The following is a 20812-nucleotide window of genomic DNA, read 5'->3' as shown; positions in this document are numbered from 1 at the left end:
ATGGAAGGGTTGATGAAATGGCCAGGATTGCCCTGATCTCCGGCAGTCTGCGCGCGGAGTCCTCGAACTCCGCGGTAGTCGCCACGATCGGGAAGGTCATCGAGGGGCGGGCCGGCGGCCACGAGGCCACCATCGTGCCGGTGCGCGACTTCCCGCCGTTCGACGAGGACGTGGAACGTGCGGGCCACTCCGCGCCTCTGGCGGCCGCCCGCGGCCAGGTGGCCGGTGCCGACGCCCTGATCGTCTGCTCCCCCGCCTACAACGGCTACCCCTCGGGCGTGCTGAAGAACGCGCTGGACTGGCTCTCCCGCCCCGGTGGCGAGAGCCCGCTGACCAACCTGCCGACGGCGGTCCTGAGCGCCTCCCCGGGCCAGGCCGGCGGTGCGAACGTGCAGCCGCACGTGCGCCGGATTCTCGCCAACTGCGGTGCCGCCGCCGTGGAGTGCGACGAGGTCGCCGTGGGCGACGCGATCAACTTGCGCACGCCCGAGGGCCTCATCGAGGACCCCGCCGTCGTGAGCGAGCTGGAGAAGCTGGTCGACGCGGTGCTCGCGGCGGTGGCGGCGCGCTGACGCCGGCCCGCTGAACTGCCGCCGCGCGCCGCCACGCAGTCAAGAGGAGGTCCGGCGAGCCCCCCGCTCGCCGGGTGCGTGTCCCAAGTTGCGCTGCCTGCCGGCGAATTCGTCGGAGGCGGGCGGCGGTATATACGTCCCGGTGCCCCCTGCTCTGCTTCCACCGCGTCGTGGGGGCTGCCCCTGGGGCAGGCGGGCACCGGGATGCCCCTCGCGGGGCCGGTGCACCGTCCCGCTGGTCTGCGGGCTGCTGCTGACGACGGTCCTTCACACCGGGGGCGGCTGGCACCCAGCCCTCCTCCGGTGCCCTGTCCACCGACGCGGCCCCCGACTCCTGCGCGGCCGCCGGCCGGCGGTTCACTGCATGCCCGGCAGCCACGGCGCGGGCGACGGGGACGCACCACATGTCACGGCCACCGTGGCAGGAGGAGTTGAAGCCATGCACACTGTCCCCGGACTGCTGCGCCAGATGCGCGAGGACCTCGACGTGGTCATCGAGCGCGACCCGTCCATCAGCACCCGCCGGGAGGGCGTCCTGCACCCCGCGCTGCCCGCCCTGTGGGCCCACCGCGTCGCCCACCGCATGCACCGCCGCGGCCGCCGCATGAGCGCCCGGGTCATCGCCTACTTCGCCCGCCGCCACACCGGCGTGGAGATTCACCCAGGCGCGCGGATCGGCCGCCGGGTCTTCATCGACCACGGCTCGTCGGTCGTCATCGGCGAGACGGCGGTGGTCGGCGACGACGTGACCATCTTCCACCAGGTCACGCTCGGCGCAGTCGGCTGGTGGAACGACAACCACCGCGCCCCGGGCGAGCGGCGGCACCCCATCGTCGGCAACGGCGTCGTCCTGGGGGCCAACGCGACGGTGCTGGGGCCGGTGACCCTCGGCGACGGCGTGCTGGTCGGCTCGATGGCCACGGTGACCCAGGACATCCCGCCCGGCGGCCGGGTCTACGCGCCCGCGTCCGTGGTCAAGAGGGCGAGCGGCTCCGCCGGCCCGGCCAACGACCCCGTACGGCTCCTCGCCTCGGCCGGCTCGTGGTGATTCCCCCGCCCCGCTGAGCCGCGCCCGCCGAGGCGAGGCCGCCGCCCCCACCTCGCCTCACCCCCCGCGCCCGGCCCCCCGGCCGGGCGCGGGGGCCCGCCCCGCCATCCTTCCCGCCTCTTTCGTCACGCAGTACGCGTACATCTGACAGGAGTTCACTCATGGTTGCCCGTACCGCCGAGCGCCGGATCGCGGACGGTCTTGAGGACTTGATCGGCAATACGCCCCTGGTGCGGCTGCAGTTGGAGGGCGCCCACCCTGGCGTGGAGGTGCTGGCCAAGGTGGAGTCGGCCAACCCCTTCTCCAGCAGCAAGGACCGCTCGGCCCTGCACATGCTGCGGGGTGCGGAGGCGCGCGGCGAACTCGCCCCCGGGGGCACGGTCATGGAGGCGACCTCCGGCAACACCGGCGTTGCGCTGGCCGCCCTCGCCGCCGCCCGCGGCTACCGCTGTGTCATCGTCCTGCCCGACAGCGCCATGCCCGAGCGGATCGGGCTGCTGCGCGCGCTGGGCACCGAGGTCGTGCAGACGCCCAGCAAGGACGGCTTCCAGGGCGCCATCGCCAAGGCCGAGGAGATCAACGCCCGTACGCCCGGCTCGTGGTACGCCCGCCAGCACGAGAACGACGACAACGTGCTGGCCCACTACGAGACGACAGGCCCGGAGATCTGGGCCGACACCGCCGGGGCGGTCGACGTCCTGGTCGTCGGCGTCGGCACCGGCGCCACCCTCACCGGCGCCGCCCGCTACCTCAAGGAGCACAACCCCGCCCTGAAGGTGGTGGCCGTCGAGCCGGAGTCCTCGCCCGTCCTCTCCCGCGGCTACGGCGGGCTGCACCGCATCCCCGGCCTGAACGGCGGCTTCGTCGCCTCCACCACCGACCGCACGCTCATCGACCACGTCTTCACCTGCACCGACGAGGACGCCATGGAGGCCGCCAAGTCCCTGGCCGCCCGGCAGGGCCTGTTCGTCGGGGTCTCCTCGGGCGCCGCGGTCCACGGCGCCGCCCGGCTGGCCCGCATGCCCAAGTACGCGGGACAGACGATCGTGACCGTCCTGCCCGACACCGGTGAGCGCTACGTCAGCCTCTGGAACGAGGAGGCCACCCCGTGAGCTCCCTCGGCCGTCCCTTTTGACCGCCCTGCGAACGCGGGTACCGGCGAAGGCCGTTCCGGACATAACATAGAGGTCGTTCTTTTTGCACTATTCAGAGATCGAGGACGGGCACGTGACACGCCAAAGGCAGGAACGGGCAGTCCGGACACGCGAAGCGCTCGTCCAGGCAGCTGCCGAGACTTTCGACGAGTGCGGCTTCTCCGGCGCGGGTATCAACAGGATCCTCGAACGCGCCGGAGTCACGCCGGGGGCCCTGTACTTCCACTTCAAATCGAAGGAGGACCTGGCCAGGGCGGTCATCCTGGAGCAGGCGGCCGGGCTGCACCTGCCCGAAGAGCCGAGCGGCCTACAGCAGTTGGTGAACCTGACTCTGTACCTCGCCGGACAAATGCAGCGCAACGTGCGCTTCAGGGCCGGCGTGCGGCTGGCGGTCGATCAAACCGAAGGCGGTGTCCAGGACTTCACGGTGTACGAGTGGTGGGCCGAGAAGTTCCGGCAGGAGCTGCTCGCCGCCCGCGCCGGGGGCGAACTGCTGGAGGGTGTCGACGAGGCGGAGTGCGCACGGGTCCTGGTGGCGGCCTACACCGGGACCCAGCTGATGTCCCAGCTCTCCACCGGCCGGGCGGACCTTCCCCAGCAGATCGTCGCGATGTGGCGTTACCTGCTGCCCGGCATTGCCGATCCGCGGGCGGTCTCCGGGGTGACGGTCGATGCCGCTGCCGGCGCGGACGCATGAGGGCGTGGCGGGTAGCGCTCACCGGCGCCACGGGCTTCATCGGGTCGGCGGTCCTGCGGACGCTGCTCGAAACCCCCCGGGCGGGCAGGGACATCACGGTGCGGGCGCTGGCCCGCACACCACCCGCGGGCTCAGCCGTACCGGGCCTGGACTGGGTCCTCGGAGACCTGACCGCCGCGGGGTCCTTACGCGGGCTGGTGGCCGGGGCGGACGTACTGATCCACCTGGCGTCGTTCATCGGCGGCGACGAGTCCCGCTGCACACAGGTCAATGTCCACGGCTGCGCGGCCCTCATGGCCGAGGCGCGGCGCGCCGGGGTGAAACGGATCATCCATCTGTCCACGGCGGCGGTGTACGGGATGGGTCCGCACCGTGGGATCGGCGTGAACGAGGTGGCGCCCGCACCGGTTTCGCCGTCCAGCAGGACCCGGCTGGAAGGCGAAGGAAAGGCGCTGGCCGCTGGTGGGACCGTGCTGCGGCCGGGCCTGGTTCTGGGGCGCGGCGACCGGTGGGTGGTTCCCGCCTACGCGGAACTGCTGGAGAGGGTTCCGGCGCGCTGGGACGGTGGACGCGGCCTGCTGTCGCTCGTGGACGTCGGTGACCTGGCGCGGTTGATCACGTCCCTGGCGTGTCTGGCGGAGCCGCCCCGCGGAATCTTTCACGCCGGCCATCCGGTTCCGGTCAGCAACGGCGAGCTGCTGGCGGCGCTGGCCGCATGCAAGGTACTGCCGCCGGCCGGCAGCGAAAGCTGGCCCTGGCAGACCTGCCTCGAACAGCTGCGAAAGCGTCCGGGCAAGATGAATGAGCGCCAGTTCTCGCTGCTCGCACGCGATCACTGGTATCGCAGCGAGGCGGTCTGGGAGGCGGCCGGATGTCCTGCGGGCCCCGGAGCGCTCGCCCGTCTCGGGGAAGCCGCGGAATGGTACCGGGCTCACCTGGCCGCGTTGCCCGCCCGGTGAGGCCGCAGGGCGGGCCGGCCGTCCAGCCGGCCGCCCGGCCCGCCCCCGAAGTGCACGATGATGCGCCGACCACAGAGTTCAGCGAGGTCGGTGGGGCCCCGTGGTGCCGGAGCCCGCAGGCGCCATCAGGCCTGCACGGTGTGCTCGGCCGTGGTCATGGCCGAGAACACCTCCCGGCCGGACTGACGGGCGACCACCTTTACCGCGAGGCGGCCCATCAGCTCGTTGCTGATCGCAGAGGTCTCGATCCAGCACGGGGCGTCGAGTTCCGCATAGAGCGAGAAGATGCAGTTCATTCCTGTGAGGACCACCTCATGCGGGTGGGCGACAGCGTGCGTCGCCTGGCGTGCGGCCTCCAGCAGAAGCATGCCCGGGGCGTGGTCGACCGGGTGGTCGAAGAGGACCGGGTGGGCCGGGTCGACGCGCAGTTGGGACGTATGCGCCGAGTTGGTCGGCGAGAGGACGACATCTCGGAACCGGCTGCGCTGTACTTGCTTCGGGGCCATCGGCGGGGCCAGCGGAATGGTCCGCGACATCGCGGCCTCGAGGTCGGCGTACTCGCCTCGCAGGCGCTGGTAGACGGCCGGGGGCTGGTTGGTGAAGCGCGTGTGTGCCACCCCCATGCATGCGCCGTCGCGGATCAGGCGCACCTGCATCGTCATCGCGGCAAGCCTGCTGCCGCGTCGTCGTACATCGGAGCAGGAGATGTCCAGCTCGATGGGGGCCGGTCCTTCCCCGGCGGACAGCGCGTCGCCGTGGAGCGTGCAGGCGAAGTGCTCCCATATCTGACGGTGCCCCAGGGGCACACCGTAAGCGCCATGGCACAGTAACGGGATCGCCTGGCGCACCGACTCGGCAGCTAAGAGGGGGTCGTGGGCCCCCGCCACCGGTACGTAGAAACTGTGCTGCTCCGGCCATGATGCCGTGACGGCGAAGTGGTCGTCGGCTTGTTGACGCCAGCCGGTGAGCAGCACTTCGTCGGGTGCTGTCTTGTGCACCAGTTCCTGGGGCACCCGACTGAACAGAGTGGTGCCGGATGCAGTGCCATGGCGTGCGGAATGGAACATGCCCTTGCTTCCCCCTTAGGCAGATCACACGCGGCGCGCCCCCGTCCCCCGTGGGCGGGTGACCTGATCGCCGCGCAAATAACATAGAGGGTGTTCTTTTTGTTTGTCGAGGAGATTGCGGCACCGTCCATGGCGGATCCGCAGTACAGACCCGTCCGGACTCGCCTGGAGCGCCGGACGGCACGAGGCGCCCCACCGTCCGCGATCCGAGACGGACACGGGTTGAGGGGCTGATCCGGCCGGTGCCGCCTGCCGTCGTCGACCCTGACGGGACCTCAGGGTCCTCAGGGGTCTGAGGGCTGTGGAGTTCAGGCGGAACGCAGGCCGGACGCGTGGACGTACGGGGCCAGGAGCGCCGAACCGGCGAGCCGGCGGTAGGCGTACGCGGCAGAGATCAGCGTCATGTGGTGGTGCCAGCCGGGGAAGGAGCGGCCTTCGAAGTCGAGGAGGCCGAAGTGGGTCTCGAGATCGTGCAGGGTGGCGGCCGTCGCGGTCGGCAGGCCGGTGAGGGCGAGCAGTTCGTCCATGCGCCGGTTCGCCATGTTGGTGACCCACATACGGGAGAGCCGTCCCCCGGCGGGCCGCCATTCGGTGAAGACCCGGTAGGCGGGCCGGTGGTCCGCCGCGCCGGGCCGGGTCTGCGGCAGCTGGGCCAGGCCGCTCAGAATCCTCACGAGCCGGGGTGCTCCGTCGTGGGTGCTCACGGTGGCGGTGTGCGGGTGGCGGCGGCCGCTGAGAGTGAGCAGCCGACGGACGCCGAGCGGGGAGGCCGGTCCCGGTCCGCCCGGCTGCCGGCCTGTGAAGTGGGCGCAGGGCAGGACGGGGAGGGAGCCGGGCACCGCGATGACGAAGTCCTGCCCGCGCCGGCTGAGCCCGTCCATCAGCGCCGCCGCGTCCGTGCCTTCACTCATGTCCGCCACCAGCGGCGGCAGAGCCGTACGTGTGCGTGAAGCCAGTGCATCGGCCAGGTCCAGAATGTGCGACCACACCTGACGGCCGTGGGCGGCGGTGTCCGGGATCCGGGCGCGCAGGCGCCGCTGCGGATCCTGGCACCACTGGTCGGGAAGCAGCAGACGCCAGTCGACCGGTAGCCCCGTTCCGCCGGTCGACAGGAATGCCCCGATGCCCACCTGGCAGTTGAGGGTGCGCCCGGACTCCGGCACGAATCTGCGGTGCACGCCGACGGAGTGCTCGCCACGCTTGGGCAGGACCGCCAGACCGATCGTCCATGCACTGGCCTGTGCTCGTTGTTCGATCCACCGCAGAAGTTCCTGACGGGCGGGTTCCCAGTCCCAGGGGCTGGCGTTGATGAACTGGTGCAGCGACTGCGAGGCCGTGGGCGAGGCGGAGACGGTGGCGGCCAGCCGGCGCACCGACTTCTTGCCCGGTGTGCTCAACAGCCCCTGGATGCAGGCGAGGGCCCAGCGCCGCTGATCGGCTCGCGGCAGGTGCCCGAAGAGTTCCTCGACGAATGTGGCGGCGGGTACCTGGCCGTGAGGCGCCGGCAGTTGACCCGAAGCGTACGCAGCCATCGTGTGCATTCCCTCCCTGGTGCTGGCCGGCGGCACGACCGGACCATCGCAAGACCCAGAAAAGAATAGAGAACAATCTCTTTGTTTTCACCTCCCGGGCAGCGGCCACTCCTACTTCGGCAGGTCATATGCGCTCACCGCGGCTGACCAAACGTGACATAACACTTCGTCAAGTCGGTGTTGTCACCTGGCCACAGAGCGTGCACGCTGTCCGTCTCACCAGCTGGCATGACCGAAGGAGAGCTGTTTTGGTGAATGCGCGACGCGTGCGCCGGCCCGCCCCGCCGTTCGCAGTGGCCACCGCATGTGACCCCACTGCGGCGCAGGCGGCCGACCGCCCGACGAACGGCGTTCCGCACCCCGGAGCGCAGCCGTGGTGAGGCAGGAGCGGGCGGCCCGCACGCGCGCTGCTCTGGTGCGGGCCGCAGCCGAGGAGATCGACCGCAGTGGCTACGACGGCACCTCGCTGAACAGGGTGGTCAACGCGGCCGGCATCTCCATGGGCGCGCTGACCTTTCACTTCTCCACCAAGGGCGAACTCGCCGACGAGGTCCAGTCGCAGGGGTCCCGCGCCGCCCGCACCGTGGCGGACCACGCCACGGGGGGATCCGGGCCCGCCCTGCACGCCGTGATCGACCTGACCCTCGGCCTCGCCCGGCTACTGGAAGAAGACCCCGTCGTCCGGTCGGCGGCACGGCTCGCCCGCGAACGGCCGGACAGTCCCGCGTGGTCATCCGCCTGGCTGCCGGCCGTCCACAGTCTGCTCGCACAGGCCCAACGGGACGGCCAGCTCCACCCGGCCGCCCTGCCCGAGACCATCGCCGCACTCGTCGTCCATCTGGTCGCCGGCACCGAGACCTACGTCCGGGCACGGCCGGCCGTCGCCGAGACAGCGCGGGTCAGCACCGTCGTACAACTGGGCAAGATCTGGCAGCTCGCCCTGACCGGCATCAGCCCACACGAGCCACCCGACGAGCCGCCCGCACCTCACAGCCGGTCTTGACCGGTCCGTCCTGGGGCTGCGGGACGTCGGTCCCAGGCCCCCCGGGACGTCCGTCCTAGGTCCAAGGGACCGGGCCGGAAACGGCCGGGAGCCGTCCCGTGCATGACACCATGGTGCAGCCCTCGATGACCCATGGAGACACCTATGACGGAGCCCGGCGCGGCCGATCCCAAGGACCTTCCCGCGATAGCCGAGCGGGGCGCAGCAGCAGAACCGGCCGCACCGGCCGCACGTGCCGCGTCCCGCCGCACCGGACTCCTCGTCACCCTCGTCCTCGGCGGCCTCACGGCGGTCCCGCCGCTCTCCATGGACATGTATCTGCCGGCCCTGCCGCAGGTCACCGCCGCCCTGCACAGCCCGGCCGCCACCGTCCAGCTCACCCTCACCACCTGCCTGGCGGGCATGGCGCTGGGCCAGATGATCGTCGGCCCGATGAGCGACAAGTGGGGGCGCCGCCGCCCGCTGCTGGCCGGCATGGTGATCTACATCCTGGCGACCGCCCTGTGCGCGGTCGCCCCCACCACCGAACTCCTCATCGCCTTCCGCCTGTTGCAGGGCCTGGCGGGCGCGGCCGGCATCGTCATCGCGCGGGCGGTGGTGCGCGATCTGTACGACGGCGTGGCGATGGCCCGGTTCTTCTCCACCCTGATGCTGATCTCCGGAACGGCGCCGGTCGTCGCCCCGCTCATCGGCGGCCAGATCCTCCGGATCACCGACTGGCGCGGGGTGTTCGTCGTCCTGACCGCCGTCGGGGTGGCGCTCACCCTCCTGGTGTGGCGCAGGCTCGACGAGACCCTGCCGCCCGAGGGCCGGCACTCCGGCGGCCTCGGCCAGACCCTGCGTACCATGCGCGATCTGCTCGCCGACCGGGCCTTCTCCGGCTACCTCCTCGTCGGCGCCTTCGCCTTCGCCGCCCTCTTCGCCTACATCTCGGCCTCGCCGTTCGTGATCCAGGAGATCTACGGCGCCTCCCCGCAGACCTTCAGCCTGCTCTTCGGCATCAACTCCGTCGGCCTGGTGTGTGTCGGCCAGTTCAACGGCAAGGTCCTGGTCGGCCGGGTCGGTCTCGACAAGGTGCTCGGCACCGGACTGGCCGTGATCGCGCTCGCCGCGGCCGGTCTGCTCCTGATGTCCTCCGGCGTCTTCGGCCGGGTCGGCCTGGTCCCGGTGGCCGCCGGCCTCTTCGTCCTCATGGCCGCGATGGGCCTGGTCATGCCGAGCACCAACACCCTGGCGCTGCTGCGCACCCGGCACGCGGCCGGCTCCGCCTCCGCGCTGCTGGGCACCTCGACCTTCCTGCTCGGCTCGGTGGCCTCCCCGCTGGTGGGCATCGCGGGCGAGCGGACGGCCCTGCCGATGGCCCTTGTACAACTCTCCTGCGCCATATTGGCGCTCGTGAGCTTCCTGGGGATGTGCCGCCCGTGGCAGCGTAGGGGGGAGGACAACGGGAGCACGGCGGGCGAGAGGACCAGGCTCTGAACGCACCGAGACTCACCTATGGCACGCCGGCCCGGGCGGGGCTGGATCCCGCGTGCATGGAACGGCTGGTCCGCGGCGTGCGGGCGCTGCCCGAGGGCCGGCCGCCCTGGGCGCCCGGAGCCGTCGTCCTGGCCGGCCGGGGCCCGGTCGTCGCCGCCGAGGCCGCCGCGGGCTGGGCGCTGCGCTTCCGGGCCTACGACCCCGGACTGGACCGCGGCCTCGACCTGCCCCGCGATCTGTGGGAGCCGATGCGGGTCGGCACCGTCTTCGACCTCGCCTCGCTCAGCAAGCTCTTCACGGCCATCGCCGCCGTCCAGCAGATGGAACGCGGCCGACTGGCCCTCGACGACGAGGTCCGGGCCGACCTGCCCGCCTTCGCCCGCGGCATCACCGTACGGCAGCTGCTCACCCACACCTCCGGGCTCGCCCCCGAGCTGCCGTTCCACGACCACCGGGACCGCAGCGACCAACTGGCGCTCCTGTGGGCGGAGGCGGCGGCCCCGTCCGGCAGGCCCGGCGCCGGGCACCTCTACTCCGACCTCAACCTCATCGCCCTCCAGCTGATCCTGGAGCGGCGCACCGGGCAGCGGCTGGACGCCTTGATCCGCGACGGCATCACCGGCCCGCTGGGCATGTCCAGCACCTCCTACGGCCCGCTGGCGCCGCAGGGCGTGGCGGCGACGGAGGACCAGCGGCGGCCCTGGGCCAAGGCGGACCGCGGCATGGTCCGCGGTGAGGTGCACGACGAGAACGCCTGGGCGCTGGGCGGGGTGGCCGGTCATGCGGGCCTCTTCTCCACCGCCCAGGACCTCGCCGTGCTGTGCCGCACGCTGCTCAACGGCGGCGCGTACGGCCGTGCCCGGATCCTCGGCGCCGACGCGGTCGCCGCGCTGCTCGATCCGCCCGGCCTCGGCTTCGGCGTCGACCAGCCCTACTTCATGGGTGAGTTGGCGGGCCGCGGCGCGGCCGGGCACACCGGCTTCACCGGCACCAGCCTGGTCCTCGACCGCGCCACCGACACCTTCCTCGTCCTCCTCGCCAACACCGTCCACCCCCGTCGCCGCAACAGCGGCAGCGCTCCCCGGGCCGCGGCCGCCACCCGGCTGGCCCGTGCGGCGTCCCGCGCCACCTGACCAGGCAGGGCACCCCCGCGGGGCCCGTAGAATTTCGGTCATGCACGAGGAACTGCGCGCCGCGCTGGCGGGCCTGCTCGACGGCCTGCCGCCCAAACAGGCCGCGCAGGCCGTGGAGCGGCTGATCGCCAACTACCGGGGCCGTACGCCCACCGACGCCCCGGTGCTGCGGGACCGCGCCGATGTCGCCGCGTACGCCGCCTACCGGATGCCCGCCACCTTCGAGGCGGTACGGGCCGCGCTGACCGCGTTCGCCGCCCGGGTCCCGGACTGGTCCCCGGCCACCCATGTGGACATCGGTGGCGGCACCGGCGCCGCCACCTGGGCCACCGCCGCCACCTGGGAAGGCCACCGCAGCACCGTCCTGGACTGGGCGCAGCCCGCCCTCGACCTCGGCCGGGAGCTGGCCGCCAAGACCCTGCCCGACACCGAATGGCGGCGGCAGACCATCGGCGAGGGCTTGACGATCCCCGCCGGCACGGACTTGGTCACCGTCTCCTACGTCCTGGGGGAACTCCGTCCCGAGGACCGCCGCGCCGTCGTCGCGGCGGCGGCCACCGCGGCCGAGGCCGTCGTCCTGATCGAACCCGGCACCCCCGAGGGCTACCTCCGCATCCGCGAGGCCCGCACCCAGCTCACGGAAGCCGGTCTGCGCATCGTCGCCCCCTGCCCGCACAGCGACACCTGCCCCATCGTCCCGGGTCAGGACTGGTGCCACTTCGCCGCCCGGGTCAACCGTTCCTCCCTCCACCGCCAGGTCAAGGGCGGCTCCCTCCCGTACGAGGACGAGAAGTTCAGCTACGTCGCGGCCACCACCCTCGACGCCACCCCCGCCCCCGCCCGCATCGTCCGCAAACCCCAACTCCGCAAGGGCCAGGTCCTCCTGGACCTGTGCACGACACAGGACGGCCTGCAGCGCACCACGGTGACCAAGCGGCACGGCACCCACTACCGCGAGGCCCGCGACGCCTCCTGGGGCGACGACTGGTCCTGACCTGGGGCTGCGGTGACGCCGCACCCGACCATGTGGGATTCACCCCAAACGCAGCTCCGCCGTCACACACTTCACGCTCCCCCCGCCCTTCAGCAGCTCGGTCAGATCCATCCCGATCGGCTCGTACCCCCGTTCCCGCAGCGGTGCGAAGAGCCCCACCGCCGCCTGGGGCAGCAGCACGTGCAGGCCGTCGGAGACCGCGTTCAGCCCAAAGGCCGCCGCGTCGGCCGCGCCGGCGATCAGCGCGTCGGGGAACAGCCGGGCCAGCACGGCGCGGCTCCCGGCGGAGAACGCGCCGGGGTAGTACATGACCTCCGCCGCGCCTGCGCCCGGCTCGCCGCTGCCGGCGTCGAGCACGCACAGCGCCGTATCGAGGTGGTAGTAGCGCGGGTCGACCAGATCGAGGCCGATCACCGGGCGGGCGAAGTATTCCTGGGCCTCCGCATGGGAGAGCGGACTGCTGCGGAAGCCGCGGCCGGCCAGCAGCCAGGAGGCGGTGACGGCGAAATCCCCCTCGCCCTCGTTGACGTTCTGCGGTGTGCGTACGTCGGCGAAGCCGTGCTCGCGGTACCACCGGGCGTGCACCGCGGCCTCTCCGTGCCGCTCGGCGAAGGCGAACCGGGCGCCGAGCACCCGCCCGTCCACGACGGTGGCGCCGTTGGCGGCGAAGACCATGTCGGGGAATCCGGGGTGCGGCGCCAGCTCCTCGACGGTGTGGCCGAGCGCGCGGTAGCGGTCGCGCAGATCCTCCCACTGGGCCTGCGCGAGGGCGAGATCGACGGGCTTGTCGGGGTTCATCCAGGGGTTGATGGAGTAGCTGACCCGGAAGTGCGCCGGCGGGCACATCAGGTAGCGGCGGGGGGTGGCGCTGCGCCGGGGGATACGCAAGGAAGGCTCCTCACGGTGGTGGCACTCAGGGCGGGTACGGGATCCCGTACGCGCTCCCAAATCGTCCACCGCGAAGAGCCCCGGTGCCCCGGGCCGTGCACCGTTCGGGTGGCCCGCTCCCTACTCCTCTTTCGCCCGCTCCTGGAACTTGCGCAGCAGCTCACGGCGCCGGTCCTGGGCATCGGTCCGGCCCCGGCCGCCGCGGTCCGCGGTCCCGCCGCGCAGTGCGCCGCGCGAGAGCTTGTTGCGCGTTCCGCCGACCCCCAGCATCCCGCCGGCATTGCCCTTGCTCATGGGAATCCCCTTCCTTCTCGGCGATCGAGACGAAGCGTCTCGCTCGGGATCCACTATGGGCGAGACGATGCGTCTCGTCAAGACGATACGTCTCGCCTTCTTCTCGCTAGACTCCGCGGTATGGCCAACAAAGCAGCCCCCGACTCCACCCGCCGCAGCGAACGCTCCCGCCGGGCGATCTTCGATGCCGCCCTCGCGCTCGTCGGCGAGGTCGGCTACGAGAAGCTCACGATCGAAGGCATCGCCTCCCGGGCCGGGGTCGGCAAGCAGACGATCTACCGCTGGTGGCCCTCCAAGGCCGCCGTCCTGCTGGATGCGTTCACCGTCGACGCCGACGAGGACTACGCGGCGGGCCTCCCGGACACCGGGGATCTGGCCGCGGACCTGAAGTTCGTGCTGCGGGCGACCGCCGATGAATTCAACGACCCGGCCTTCCAGGCGCCCTACCGCGCCCTCGCGGTGGCCGGCGCGAACGACGAGGAGGTCTCCCGCACCTTCGTCGCCCGGCTGCTGGAGCCCGGCATCCGTGTCTATACCGAGCGGCTGCGGGCGGCGCAGGAGGCGGGTGAGGTGGCCGAGGACATCGATGTGCGGATCGCTGCCGAGATGGTGCTGAGTCCCTTCTCACAGCGCTGGCTGATGCGCACCGGCGAATTGACCTACGACTTCGTGGACACCCTTGTCGACCAGGCACTGCGCGGTCTGCGGCCGCGCGGCTGAGCGCACCGGGCGGCCGGGCGGCAGCGGCGGCATCTTGTCGTCCATGACCTGAATTGCCGGTATTGGCCCCCTCTTCGTTCACCCCGGATCTCCACACCGGTCACCCGAGGAGCAGGATGGTGGCAGCATTGATCCCAGACCACCGCTCGAAGTGAGGGGATAGATGGAACGCAAGAGCAGGTTCTCCCAGTGGCTGCGCCGGCCGAAGAGCGGATCGGACGGCGGCGATACGGACACGGGATCAGCGGCTGCGCGCAGCCGCGAGGACCTGCTGCTGGCGGCGGTCGACGCCGGCTTCCCCGTGGCCCCGGCCGCGCACCCCTCCGGCTACGGCTGTTCCTGTGAACGCATCGGCTGTCCCACTCCCGGCCGGCACCCCATCTCCTTCGGCTGGCAGACCGTCGCCACCACCGACCGCGACAAGGTCGCCGCCTGGGTCCGCACCCTGCCGCAGGCCAACTTCATCACCGCCACCGGCATCAGCCACGACGTGCTGGACGTACCCGTCGAGGCGGGCCGCAGCGCCCTGGGGCGGCTGGACGCGGCGGGCATCGAGGTCGGGCCGATCACCCTCAGCGGCTCCGGTTTCCGCGACGGCCGGATGCTCTTCTTCACCGCCACCCGCGGCACCCCGGACGACGAGGACGAGTGGTGGCCCTGCGAGCTGGACTGCCACCCCGAGACCATGGACGAGCACCCGGGGCTGCGCTGGCACTGCCGCGGCAGCTATGTGCTGCTGCCGCCCTCGACGCTGCCCGGCGAGCAGCCTGCGGTGACCTGGCTGCGCGGCCCCGAGCTGACGCCGCCCGACCCGCTGACGCTGCTGGAGTCGCTCACCGACGCCTGCGCGGAGTTCAACAGCCGCGAGCCCTACCACCACGAAGCGACGGCCTGGCCGATCGGCCGCTGAGCGGGCCCGGCCACCCGCCGCCCCTCCCACGCGTACGCCGAAGGGCCGCCGGGTTCACCCCGACGGCCCTTTCGCACACGAGCGGTTTCCCGGCCGGCTACAGCGGCTTCACCGAGGTCTTCGCCTCGATCCGGTTCAGGACCGTGACCTTCCCCCCGGCGCTCTTGGCCGGCACCGTGACCGCCTGGCCGGAGACGGTGGTGAACGCCATCCGGTTGGTCTTCTTCGGCGGCCCGTCCAGCAGGCCTCGCAGACCCCCGGTCACCGTGATCGTCCCTCCGGCGAACACCGTCTTCTGCTGGTGGTAGACGGTCGAGAAGAACACCAGCGCACCGCCGTCCTTCGTCCGCAGTGCCACCGGCGGATAGCCCGCGGCGGTGTCCTCCCACATGATGCGCTGGCCGGGCCGGTTGGCGTCCTTGGCCCGCCGGGCCCGCCAGCCGTCGGTCTCCGGGCCGGAGGCGAAGGTGCTGCCCTTGCCGGTGTTGAGGTAGTCCGCATAGGTACGGCTGAGCTTGCCCGGATCGACCGCCAGACCGGACTTCGCGCCGGCGGGCACCGCCTCCGCGTAGCCCTTCTCGTCCGTCTCCAGCTCCGGCGCCTTGTTGCCCGCGAACGTCGCCAGATACACCGCGCGCCACTGCTCGTCGATGCCGTTGCGGCTGAACACCAGGAACCAGCGGGTGTTCTGGCCACGGGCGTTCTTGCGGTTGCTGGCCGCGTCCGCGATGAAGTACTTCGGCCAGCCCGCCTGCTTGGGCACGGTGAAGTGCGGATCCGTGAACGCCAGTGCCGTGAAGTTCGGATTGCCCTGCGGCCGGAGGGCGTGTGCCGCCTTTATCCCGGCCTGGTCGATGGCGAGCAGCGCTCCCCCCTCGAAGGAGGGGTTCAGCGCCGGATCGAGCTGCCGGTTGACCTTGTTGAAGGTCTCGGTGAAGTGGGTGAGCGCCTTGGTGCCCTCAGCCTTCGACACCGCCGGCAGCATCTCCCTCTCGCCGTGCACCGTCATGCAGCCGCTCAATATCACCAGCGCCGCCGCTGCCGACGTCAGTGTTGCGGGCACCCGGAACGGCGACCTGCGTGTCATGGGGCTCGGGCTCCTTCGGGGCGACCGGGGCGGACTGGGCGGCCGCCGGGGTGGCACGATTCGGCGCAACCCTACCGGGGGCGAAGAACAACGTGAGCGTGGGGACCAGATACAGAGCCCACACCGTGACCTGAAGGACGGTCGGGTCCGGCTGGAAGTTGAAGATGCCCTTCAGCAGGGTGCCGTACCAGCTGTCGACCGGGATCTGCGCGCTGATGTCGAACGCCTGCGTGGTCAGCCCCGGCAGGATGTCCGCCTCCTGGAGATCGTGGAAGCCGTACGCCAGCACGCCCGCCGCGACCACGACCAGCATGCCGCCGGTCCAGGTGAAGAACTTCGCCAGGTTGATCCGCACCGCACCGCGGTAGAACAGCCAGCCCAGCGCTACGGCCGTCAGCAGGCCCAGCAGCGCCCCGACCAGCGGCCGTACACCGTCGTGGGCGGACTGCGCGGCGGTCCAGATGAACAGCGCGGTCTCCAGGCCTTCGCGGCCCACCGACAGGAACGCGGTGACCACCAGCGCCATGGTGCCCATCTGGAGCGCCGCGTCCAGCTTGCCGTGCAGCTCCTTCTTCAGATGCCGCGCGGTACGCCGCATCCAGAAGACCATCCACGTCACCAGGCAGACCGCAATGATCGACAGTGACCCGCCGAGCGCTTCCTGGGCCTTGAACGTCAGGGTCTGCGACCCGAACTGAAGCGCCGCACCGAACGCGAGCGACAGCACCACGGCGATCGTGATACCGGTCCAGACCGGGCGCAGCGCCTCCCGCCGCCCGGTCTTGACCAGATAGGCGATGAGAATGCAGACGACGAGGCTGGCTTCCAGGCCCTCGCGCAGACCGATCAGGTAGTTGCCGAACACGTCGGTTCCTTCCCTTCCTTCATGAAGTCGATGCCCCGCCTTCCGGCGCCGACGATGTCAGGCGAACAGCTCCCGGCCCCACCAGTCGTCCGCGTTCCGGACGCCCGGCGGCACCGCGAAGACCGCTGAACCCACGTGCTGGATGTACTCGTTGAGCGCGTCGTCGGCCGCCAGCCGCTTCTGGAGCGGGACGAAGCCCTGGCGGACGTCCCGCTGGTAGGCGAGGAAGAACAGCCCCGCGTCCAGCCGCCCCAGACCGTCCGTACCGTCGGTGAAGGAGTAGCCGCGGCGCAGGATCCGCACCCCGCCGTTGGAGTCGGGGTGCGCGAGGCGGACATGCGCGGTCGGCAGCATCGACTTCAGATGCGGGGTGTCCCGCTCGTGCTTCTTGCCGACCGGTGCGCCCTCGCCCTTGTTCCGGCCGAAGATGTCCTCCTGCTCCTGGAGCGAGGTGCGGTCCCAGGTCTCGATGTGCATCCGGATCCGGCGCGCGACGAGGTAGGAGCCGCCGGCCATCCAGCCGGCCTTGTCCTTCGCGTCCCCGTCGGTGACCCAGACGTGCTTGTCGAGCGCGGCGGTGTCGGTGCCCGCGAGGTTGTGGGTGCCGTCCTTGAAGCCGAACATGTTGCGCGGGGTCTGGGCGTCCGGCGTCGTCGAGGACGTCTTGCCGAAGCCCAGCTGCGACCAGCGGATCGCGACCTTGCCGAAGCCGATCCGCGCCAGGTTGCGGATCGCGTGCACCGCCACCTGCGGGTCGTCCGCACACGCCTGGACGCACAGATCGCCGCCGCTGCGGGTCTTGTCGAGGTTGTCGCCGGGGAACTGCGGCAGGTCGATCAGGGCGTCGGGCCGCCGGGCCTTGATGCCGAACCGGTCCTTGCCGTCCTTCTCGAACAGCGTCGGGCCGATGCCGAAGGTCAGGGTGAGCCGGGACGGCGGCAGACCGAGCGCCTCGCCGGTGTCGTCCGGCGGGGCCTCCGCGAGCCCGCCGACCGCACCGTCGCCGACGGCGTCGCCGGCCGTCATCCGCGCCGCCGCCTTCGTCCACTCCTTGAGCAGCGCGATCAGTTCGGCGCGGTCATCGGTGGTGACGTCGAACGAGGCGAAGTGCAGCCGGTCCTGGACGGCGGTGGCGATACCCGCCTGGTGCCTGCCGTGGAAGGGGACCGCGGAGCGCGAGGTCGCGTCCGCGCCGGCCGGCTGGGCGTCGCCGCCGGTGCGCAGCGCCGCCGCCGTACCGCCGGCCGCGACCGCGCCCAGGGCCAGCCCCGCGCCTCCCCAGCCGAGCAGCGAACGCCGGGACGGGGCGTGCCCGTCGGCGGTCTGCGCGGCCTTGGTGTCCTCGGTTGTCGTGCCGTCGTCCTGCGTCATCACGATCCCTTGCCTGGCGGCGGACTACTTGGTGGTGGCCACGGCGGCGGCCAGCTTGGACAGCGGCTCGGCCAGCGCGTTGACGCCGTCGGAGAGCTCCTTGCGCTCGTCCTTGCCGACCGTGTCGTAGGAGGCGAAGCCGTCGGCGGACTTGCTGTCGCGGTGGTCGTCGAGCAGCGAATCGATTGCCTTGAACTGCTTGTCCAGCTCCTTGGCGAGCGCCGGCTCGTTCTTGGCGACGACCGGCTTCAGTAGCTCGTACGCCGTCTCGGCACCCTCGACATTGGCCTGGAAGTCGACCAGGTCGGTGTGGCTGTAGCGCTCTTCCTCACCGGTGACCTTGCCGGTGGCCACCTCGTCGAGCAGCTCCTTGGCGCCGTTGGCCATGCTGGTCGGGGTGATCTCGGCCTTGCCGACCCGCTTCTGCCAGTCCTTCAGGTCGGTGATCAGCCGGTCGGCGAGCTTCTTGTCGTCCCCGGAGATCTTCTTCTCCTCCCACAGGGACTTCTCCAGCTTGTGCCAGCCGGTCCACTTCTGGCCCTTCTCCAGGCCGTCGGCGCGCACATCGACCTTGGGGTCGATGTCACCGAACGACTCGGCGACCGGCTCGGTGCGCTCCCAGCCCACCCGGGAGAGGGCGTAGGCCTTCTTCGCGGCCTCCACATCGCCGCTCTTGACCGCGTCGGCGAACTTCTGTGCCGCCGGGAGGGTCTGGTCGGCCTGCTCCTGGACGTAGGTGCGGTACGCGGCAACGGCGGCATCCAGCTTGGGGTCGCGCTTGGCGGTCGCGCCCTTGCCGCCGGCGGTCACCTTCTGGCGGATGCCCTTGCCCTTCATACCGGGCTTGCAGGCGACCTCGTACGAACCGGCCTTGATCTCCGCGGTGATCTCCGCGCTGGTGCCGGGACCGATGTTCTCCCGCTCGGTCACGATCCGGTCGCCGGGTGCGTAGACATACACCTCGGTGACCTTGGAGCCCTTGTTCTGCACCGCGAACCGGACGTGTCCGGCGGGGAACTCCTTGGCGGAGAGCTCACAGCTGGAGTCGGTCGCGGTCACCTCGATCGCACCCTTTCCGCCGCCTCCCTTGCCGTCGTTCTTCGCGGCGCAGCCGGCGACGGCGGTGACAGCCGTGGCCGCGGCGAGGGCGGCGACGGCGGAGGAGCGAAGGGCTCGCATACGGGGCTCCAGGCGGGCTCGGATGTACGGGGATGACGTACCGGAACGATAGACAGTCACTTTGGCAGCCACTAAGGCGGCCCTAACTTATCTGAGGCTTACCTAGTTTTTCCCGCTCCGTCCAGTGATCCCGCTCTCATGGACAACGGCTTGATCACGGATTGACACGTGCCCGGTCACGGAAGCGTCATGCGTCGGTCAAAGTAAGGGTCATGTGATGCGACGGGTCATGACCAGCGAATACACGGTCCGTGGAGGCCCGTTCGCCGCCCCGGGTCACCGGCCTTGCGGTTCACTGTCCGGATGACCGAACTTGATGTGCTCCGGGTGTTCTGCGGCCCGGACGGGGCCGGGGGCAATGCGCTGGGCGTCGTCCGCGACGGGGCGGCCCTCCCCGACGCCGCCGAGCGGACCGCGCTCGCGGCCGAACTCGGCTTCAGCGAGACCGTGTTCCTCGACGACGTCGCCCGCGGCGCCGTGGACATCCACACCCCGAGCGGCCGGCTCCCGTTCGCCGGGCACCCGTTGGTCGGTCTGGCCTGGCTGCTGCGGAGCCTGGGGCGGCCGCCGCGCACCCTGCGCCCCGCGGCCGGTGAGGTCGCGGTCCGCTTCGAGGGGGACATCACCTGGGTGCGCGGGCGCCCGGAGTGGGTGACCGCCCGCACGACCCGGCACCATGCCTCGGCCGCCGAGGTCGACGCACTGCCCGCGCCGCCGCCGGGGGAGGGCTGGCTCTACGCCTGGGCCTGGCAGGACGAGGCCGCGGGCGTGGTCCGGGCGCGGGCCTTCCCGCGGCGTGGCGACAGCGTCGTCGAGGACGAGGCGACCGGCGCCGCCGCGATGCTGCTGACCCATGAGCGGGGACGCCCGCTCGACATCCGGCAGGGCGCCGGCTCGCGGATCCTCACCCGGACGTATCCGGACGGCACCATCGCCATCGGCGGACGGGTCCGCCCCGCTACCCCGTAGTCGTAGGGCTCGGGGCGGGCGGGGGGCGGCGGCAAGGGGGCGGGCAGGTGCGGCAGGCGACAGGAGCCGGAGAGCCGGCTTCTACGCGCTCAGCGGGAACTCCTCGCCCAACTCCCGGAAGACCGCGCTGTTCAGCCGGAACGCACGCTTGCACTCGTCGACCACCCGCTGCTTTTCCAGGTCGTCCACCGGCAGGGCGTCCAGCAGCGCCCGGTACTCGCGCTTGAAGGCGGCCGGGTTGGCGATGTCCTCGAAGACGTAGAAGCGGACCCCGTCGCCCTTGCGGGCGAAGCCCCAGGTCTTCTCGGCGGTGCCGCGGATGATCTGGCCGCCGGAGAGGTCGCCGAGATAGCGCGTGTAGTGGTGGGCGACGAAGCCGGCCGGCCAGTCGCGGGCGCAGGCCGCCACCCGGTCGGCATAGGCGGCGGTGGCCGGGAGCGGCTCCAGGCCGCTGCGCCAGGACGGCCCGCCGAGATGGGTGAGGTCGCGCTCCAGCGCGGCGGTGCGGGCCAGCTCGGGGCGGATGAAGGGGCCCGCGACGGGGTCGGCGGCGAGCGGCCCGGAGGCGTCCTCCAGCGCGCGGTAGACGAACCACAGCTGCTCGGTGTAGCGCCGGTAGGCCGGGATGCCGAGCCTGCCGCCGAGGAGGTCGCTCATGAAGGAGGAGTTCTCGGCCTCCACGTGCTGCTCGTGGGAGGCGGTGCGGATGACCGCGGAGAAGGGGGTGGACGGGGCGGACGGGGTCGGGCTGGACGCTTCCAAGGCGGACCTCCGGGGACCGAGGGGCGCGGACGGGAACAGAAGCCGGCTCCGCCGAGCCGCTGGCACTGGGTTCACCTAACTACTTAGGCTTACCTAAGTCAACCCCGTTCCCGACGTCCTGTCGGTAAC

21 protein-coding genes are annotated in these 20812 nt (G+C 71.5%); 12 read left to right on the top strand and 9 right to left on the bottom strand.

Going from position 1 to position 20812, the window contains the following annotated elements; translation table 11 throughout:
* Positions 1-17: 17 nt before the first annotated feature.
* From K7C20_RS10850 to K7C20_RS10830, 5 genes are all read left to right on the top strand, one after another.
* On the top strand, positions 18-572 hold the full coding sequence (locus K7C20_RS10850) for an NADPH-dependent FMN reductase (protein WP_048829793.1): 555 nt from the start codon (positions 18-20) through the stop codon (positions 570-572).
* A 439-nt stretch (positions 573-1011) separates the two neighbouring features.
* Positions 1012-1620, top strand: coding sequence for a serine O-acetyltransferase EpsC (gene epsC / locus K7C20_RS10845; protein ID WP_030084480.1), 609 nt, complete (start codon positions 1012-1014; stop codon positions 1618-1620).
* Between the two features lie 161 nt (positions 1621-1781).
* The gene (locus K7C20_RS10840) at positions 1782-2732 is read left to right on the top strand and encodes a PLP-dependent cysteine synthase family protein (protein WP_030084482.1); all 951 of its coding nucleotides are present in this window, start codon (positions 1782-1784) and stop codon (positions 2730-2732) included.
* 115 nt (positions 2733-2847) lie between these two features.
* Positions 2848-3471, top strand: a complete 624-nt coding sequence (locus K7C20_RS10835; protein ID WP_030084484.1) for a ScbR family autoregulator-binding transcription factor — start codon at positions 2848-2850, stop codon at positions 3469-3471.
* The gene (locus K7C20_RS10830; protein WP_030084486.1) at positions 3468-4430 is read left to right on the top strand and encodes an NAD-dependent epimerase/dehydratase family protein; all 963 of its coding nucleotides are present in this window, start codon (positions 3468-3470) and stop codon (positions 4428-4430) included. Before K7C20_RS10835 ends, K7C20_RS10830 begins: the two co-directional genes overlap by 4 nt.
* Positions 4431-4555: 125 nt before the next feature.
* Here the strand turns inward: K7C20_RS10830 and K7C20_RS10825 are convergent, their stop codons facing one another.
* Positions 4556-5497, bottom strand: a complete 942-nt coding sequence (locus tag K7C20_RS10825) for a ScbA/BarX family gamma-butyrolactone biosynthesis protein (RefSeq protein WP_048829794.1) — start codon at positions 5495-5497, stop codon at positions 4556-4558.
* Positions 5498-5805: 308 nt separating this feature from the next.
* Entirely contained in the window at positions 5806-7029 is a 1224-nt protein-coding gene (locus K7C20_RS10820; RefSeq protein WP_053210243.1) for an IS701 family transposase, read from the bottom strand.
* A gap of 373 nt (positions 7030-7402) precedes the next feature.
* Between K7C20_RS10820 and K7C20_RS10815 the strand changes: the two genes are divergently transcribed.
* From K7C20_RS10815 to K7C20_RS10800, 4 genes are all read left to right on the top strand, one after another.
* Positions 7403-8032: a TetR/AcrR family transcriptional regulator gene (locus K7C20_RS10815; protein ID WP_048829795.1), complete on the top strand. Its 630-nt coding sequence runs from the start codon at positions 7403-7405 to the stop codon at positions 8030-8032.
* A 144-nt stretch (positions 8033-8176) separates the two neighbouring features.
* Complete coding sequence (locus K7C20_RS10810; RefSeq protein ID WP_048829796.1) at positions 8177-9511, top strand: multidrug effflux MFS transporter; 1335 nt, start codon at positions 8177-8179, stop codon at positions 9509-9511.
* A gap of 56 nt (positions 9512-9567) precedes the next feature.
* Positions 9568-10644, top strand: a complete 1077-nt coding sequence (locus K7C20_RS10805) for a serine hydrolase domain-containing protein (protein WP_053210235.1) — start codon at positions 9568-9570, stop codon at positions 10642-10644.
* Between the two features lie 40 nt (positions 10645-10684).
* Complete coding sequence (locus tag K7C20_RS10800) at positions 10685-11638, top strand: small ribosomal subunit Rsm22 family protein (RefSeq protein ID WP_053210234.1); 954 nt, start codon at positions 10685-10687, stop codon at positions 11636-11638.
* Between the two features lie 39 nt (positions 11639-11677).
* Here K7C20_RS10800 and ddaH read toward each other — a convergent pair whose 3' ends face one another.
* Complete coding sequence (gene ddaH, locus K7C20_RS10795; protein WP_030084499.1) at positions 11678-12526, bottom strand: dimethylargininase; 849 nt, start codon at positions 12524-12526, stop codon at positions 11678-11680.
* 120 nt (positions 12527-12646) lie between these two features.
* Positions 12647-12820, bottom strand: coding sequence for a DUF6243 family protein (locus K7C20_RS10790; RefSeq protein WP_167352546.1), 174 nt, complete (start codon positions 12818-12820; stop codon positions 12647-12649).
* A 120-nt stretch (positions 12821-12940) separates the two neighbouring features.
* Here K7C20_RS10790 and K7C20_RS10785 point away from each other — a divergent pair, with 120 nt between their 5' ends.
* Positions 12941-13540 (top strand): TetR/AcrR family transcriptional regulator, encoded by a 600-nt coding sequence (locus K7C20_RS10785; RefSeq protein WP_030084501.1) that lies wholly within the window; start codon positions 12941-12943, stop codon positions 13538-13540.
* 163 nt (positions 13541-13703) lie between these two features.
* Positions 13704-14450 (top strand): bifunctional DNA primase/polymerase, encoded by a 747-nt coding sequence (locus K7C20_RS10780; protein ID WP_030084503.1) that lies wholly within the window; start codon positions 13704-13706, stop codon positions 14448-14450.
* A gap of 97 nt (positions 14451-14547) precedes the next feature.
* Here the strand turns inward: K7C20_RS10780 and K7C20_RS10775 are convergent, their stop codons facing one another.
* The 4 genes from K7C20_RS10775 to efeO are packed head-to-tail and all read right to left on the bottom strand — an operon-like array spanning position 14548 to position 18952.
* Complete coding sequence (locus tag K7C20_RS10775; protein ID WP_245171755.1) at positions 14548-15423, bottom strand: hypothetical protein; 876 nt, start codon at positions 15421-15423, stop codon at positions 14548-14550.
* On the bottom strand, positions 15410-16402 hold the full coding sequence (efeU, locus tag K7C20_RS10770) for an iron uptake transporter permease EfeU (RefSeq protein WP_030084509.1): 993 nt from the start codon (positions 16400-16402) through the stop codon (positions 15410-15412). Before efeU ends, K7C20_RS10775 begins: the two co-directional genes overlap by 14 nt.
* A gap of 57 nt (positions 16403-16459) precedes the next feature.
* Entirely contained in the window at positions 16460-17773 is a 1314-nt protein-coding gene (gene efeB, locus K7C20_RS10765) for an iron uptake transporter deferrochelatase/peroxidase subunit (RefSeq protein ID WP_053210233.1), read from the bottom strand.
* A gap of 24 nt (positions 17774-17797) precedes the next feature.
* Positions 17798-18952, bottom strand: coding sequence for an iron uptake system protein EfeO (efeO, locus tag K7C20_RS10760; protein WP_030084514.1), 1155 nt, complete (start codon positions 18950-18952; stop codon positions 17798-17800).
* 303 nt (positions 18953-19255) lie between these two features.
* Here efeO and K7C20_RS10755 point away from each other — a divergent pair, with 303 nt between their 5' ends.
* Entirely contained in the window at positions 19256-19921 is a 666-nt protein-coding gene (locus K7C20_RS10755; RefSeq protein ID WP_030084516.1) for a PhzF family phenazine biosynthesis protein, read from the top strand.
* Between the two features lie 81 nt (positions 19922-20002).
* On the opposite strand, the gene K7C20_RS10750 is transcribed toward K7C20_RS10755, so the two are convergent.
* Positions 20003-20683 carry a biliverdin-producing heme oxygenase gene (locus tag K7C20_RS10750; protein ID WP_053208739.1) on the bottom strand — a complete coding sequence of 227 codons (681 nt, stop codon included), beginning with the start codon at positions 20681-20683 and terminating at the stop codon, positions 20003-20005.
* Positions 20684-20812 lie beyond the last annotated feature (129 nt).

This window comes from Streptomyces decoyicus, assembly GCF_019880305.1.
In the GTDB taxonomy this organism is placed as follows: domain Bacteria; phylum Actinomycetota; class Actinomycetes; order Streptomycetales; family Streptomycetaceae; genus Streptomyces; species Streptomyces decoyicus.
This window is presented reverse-complemented; position numbering and strand designations above follow the sequence as displayed.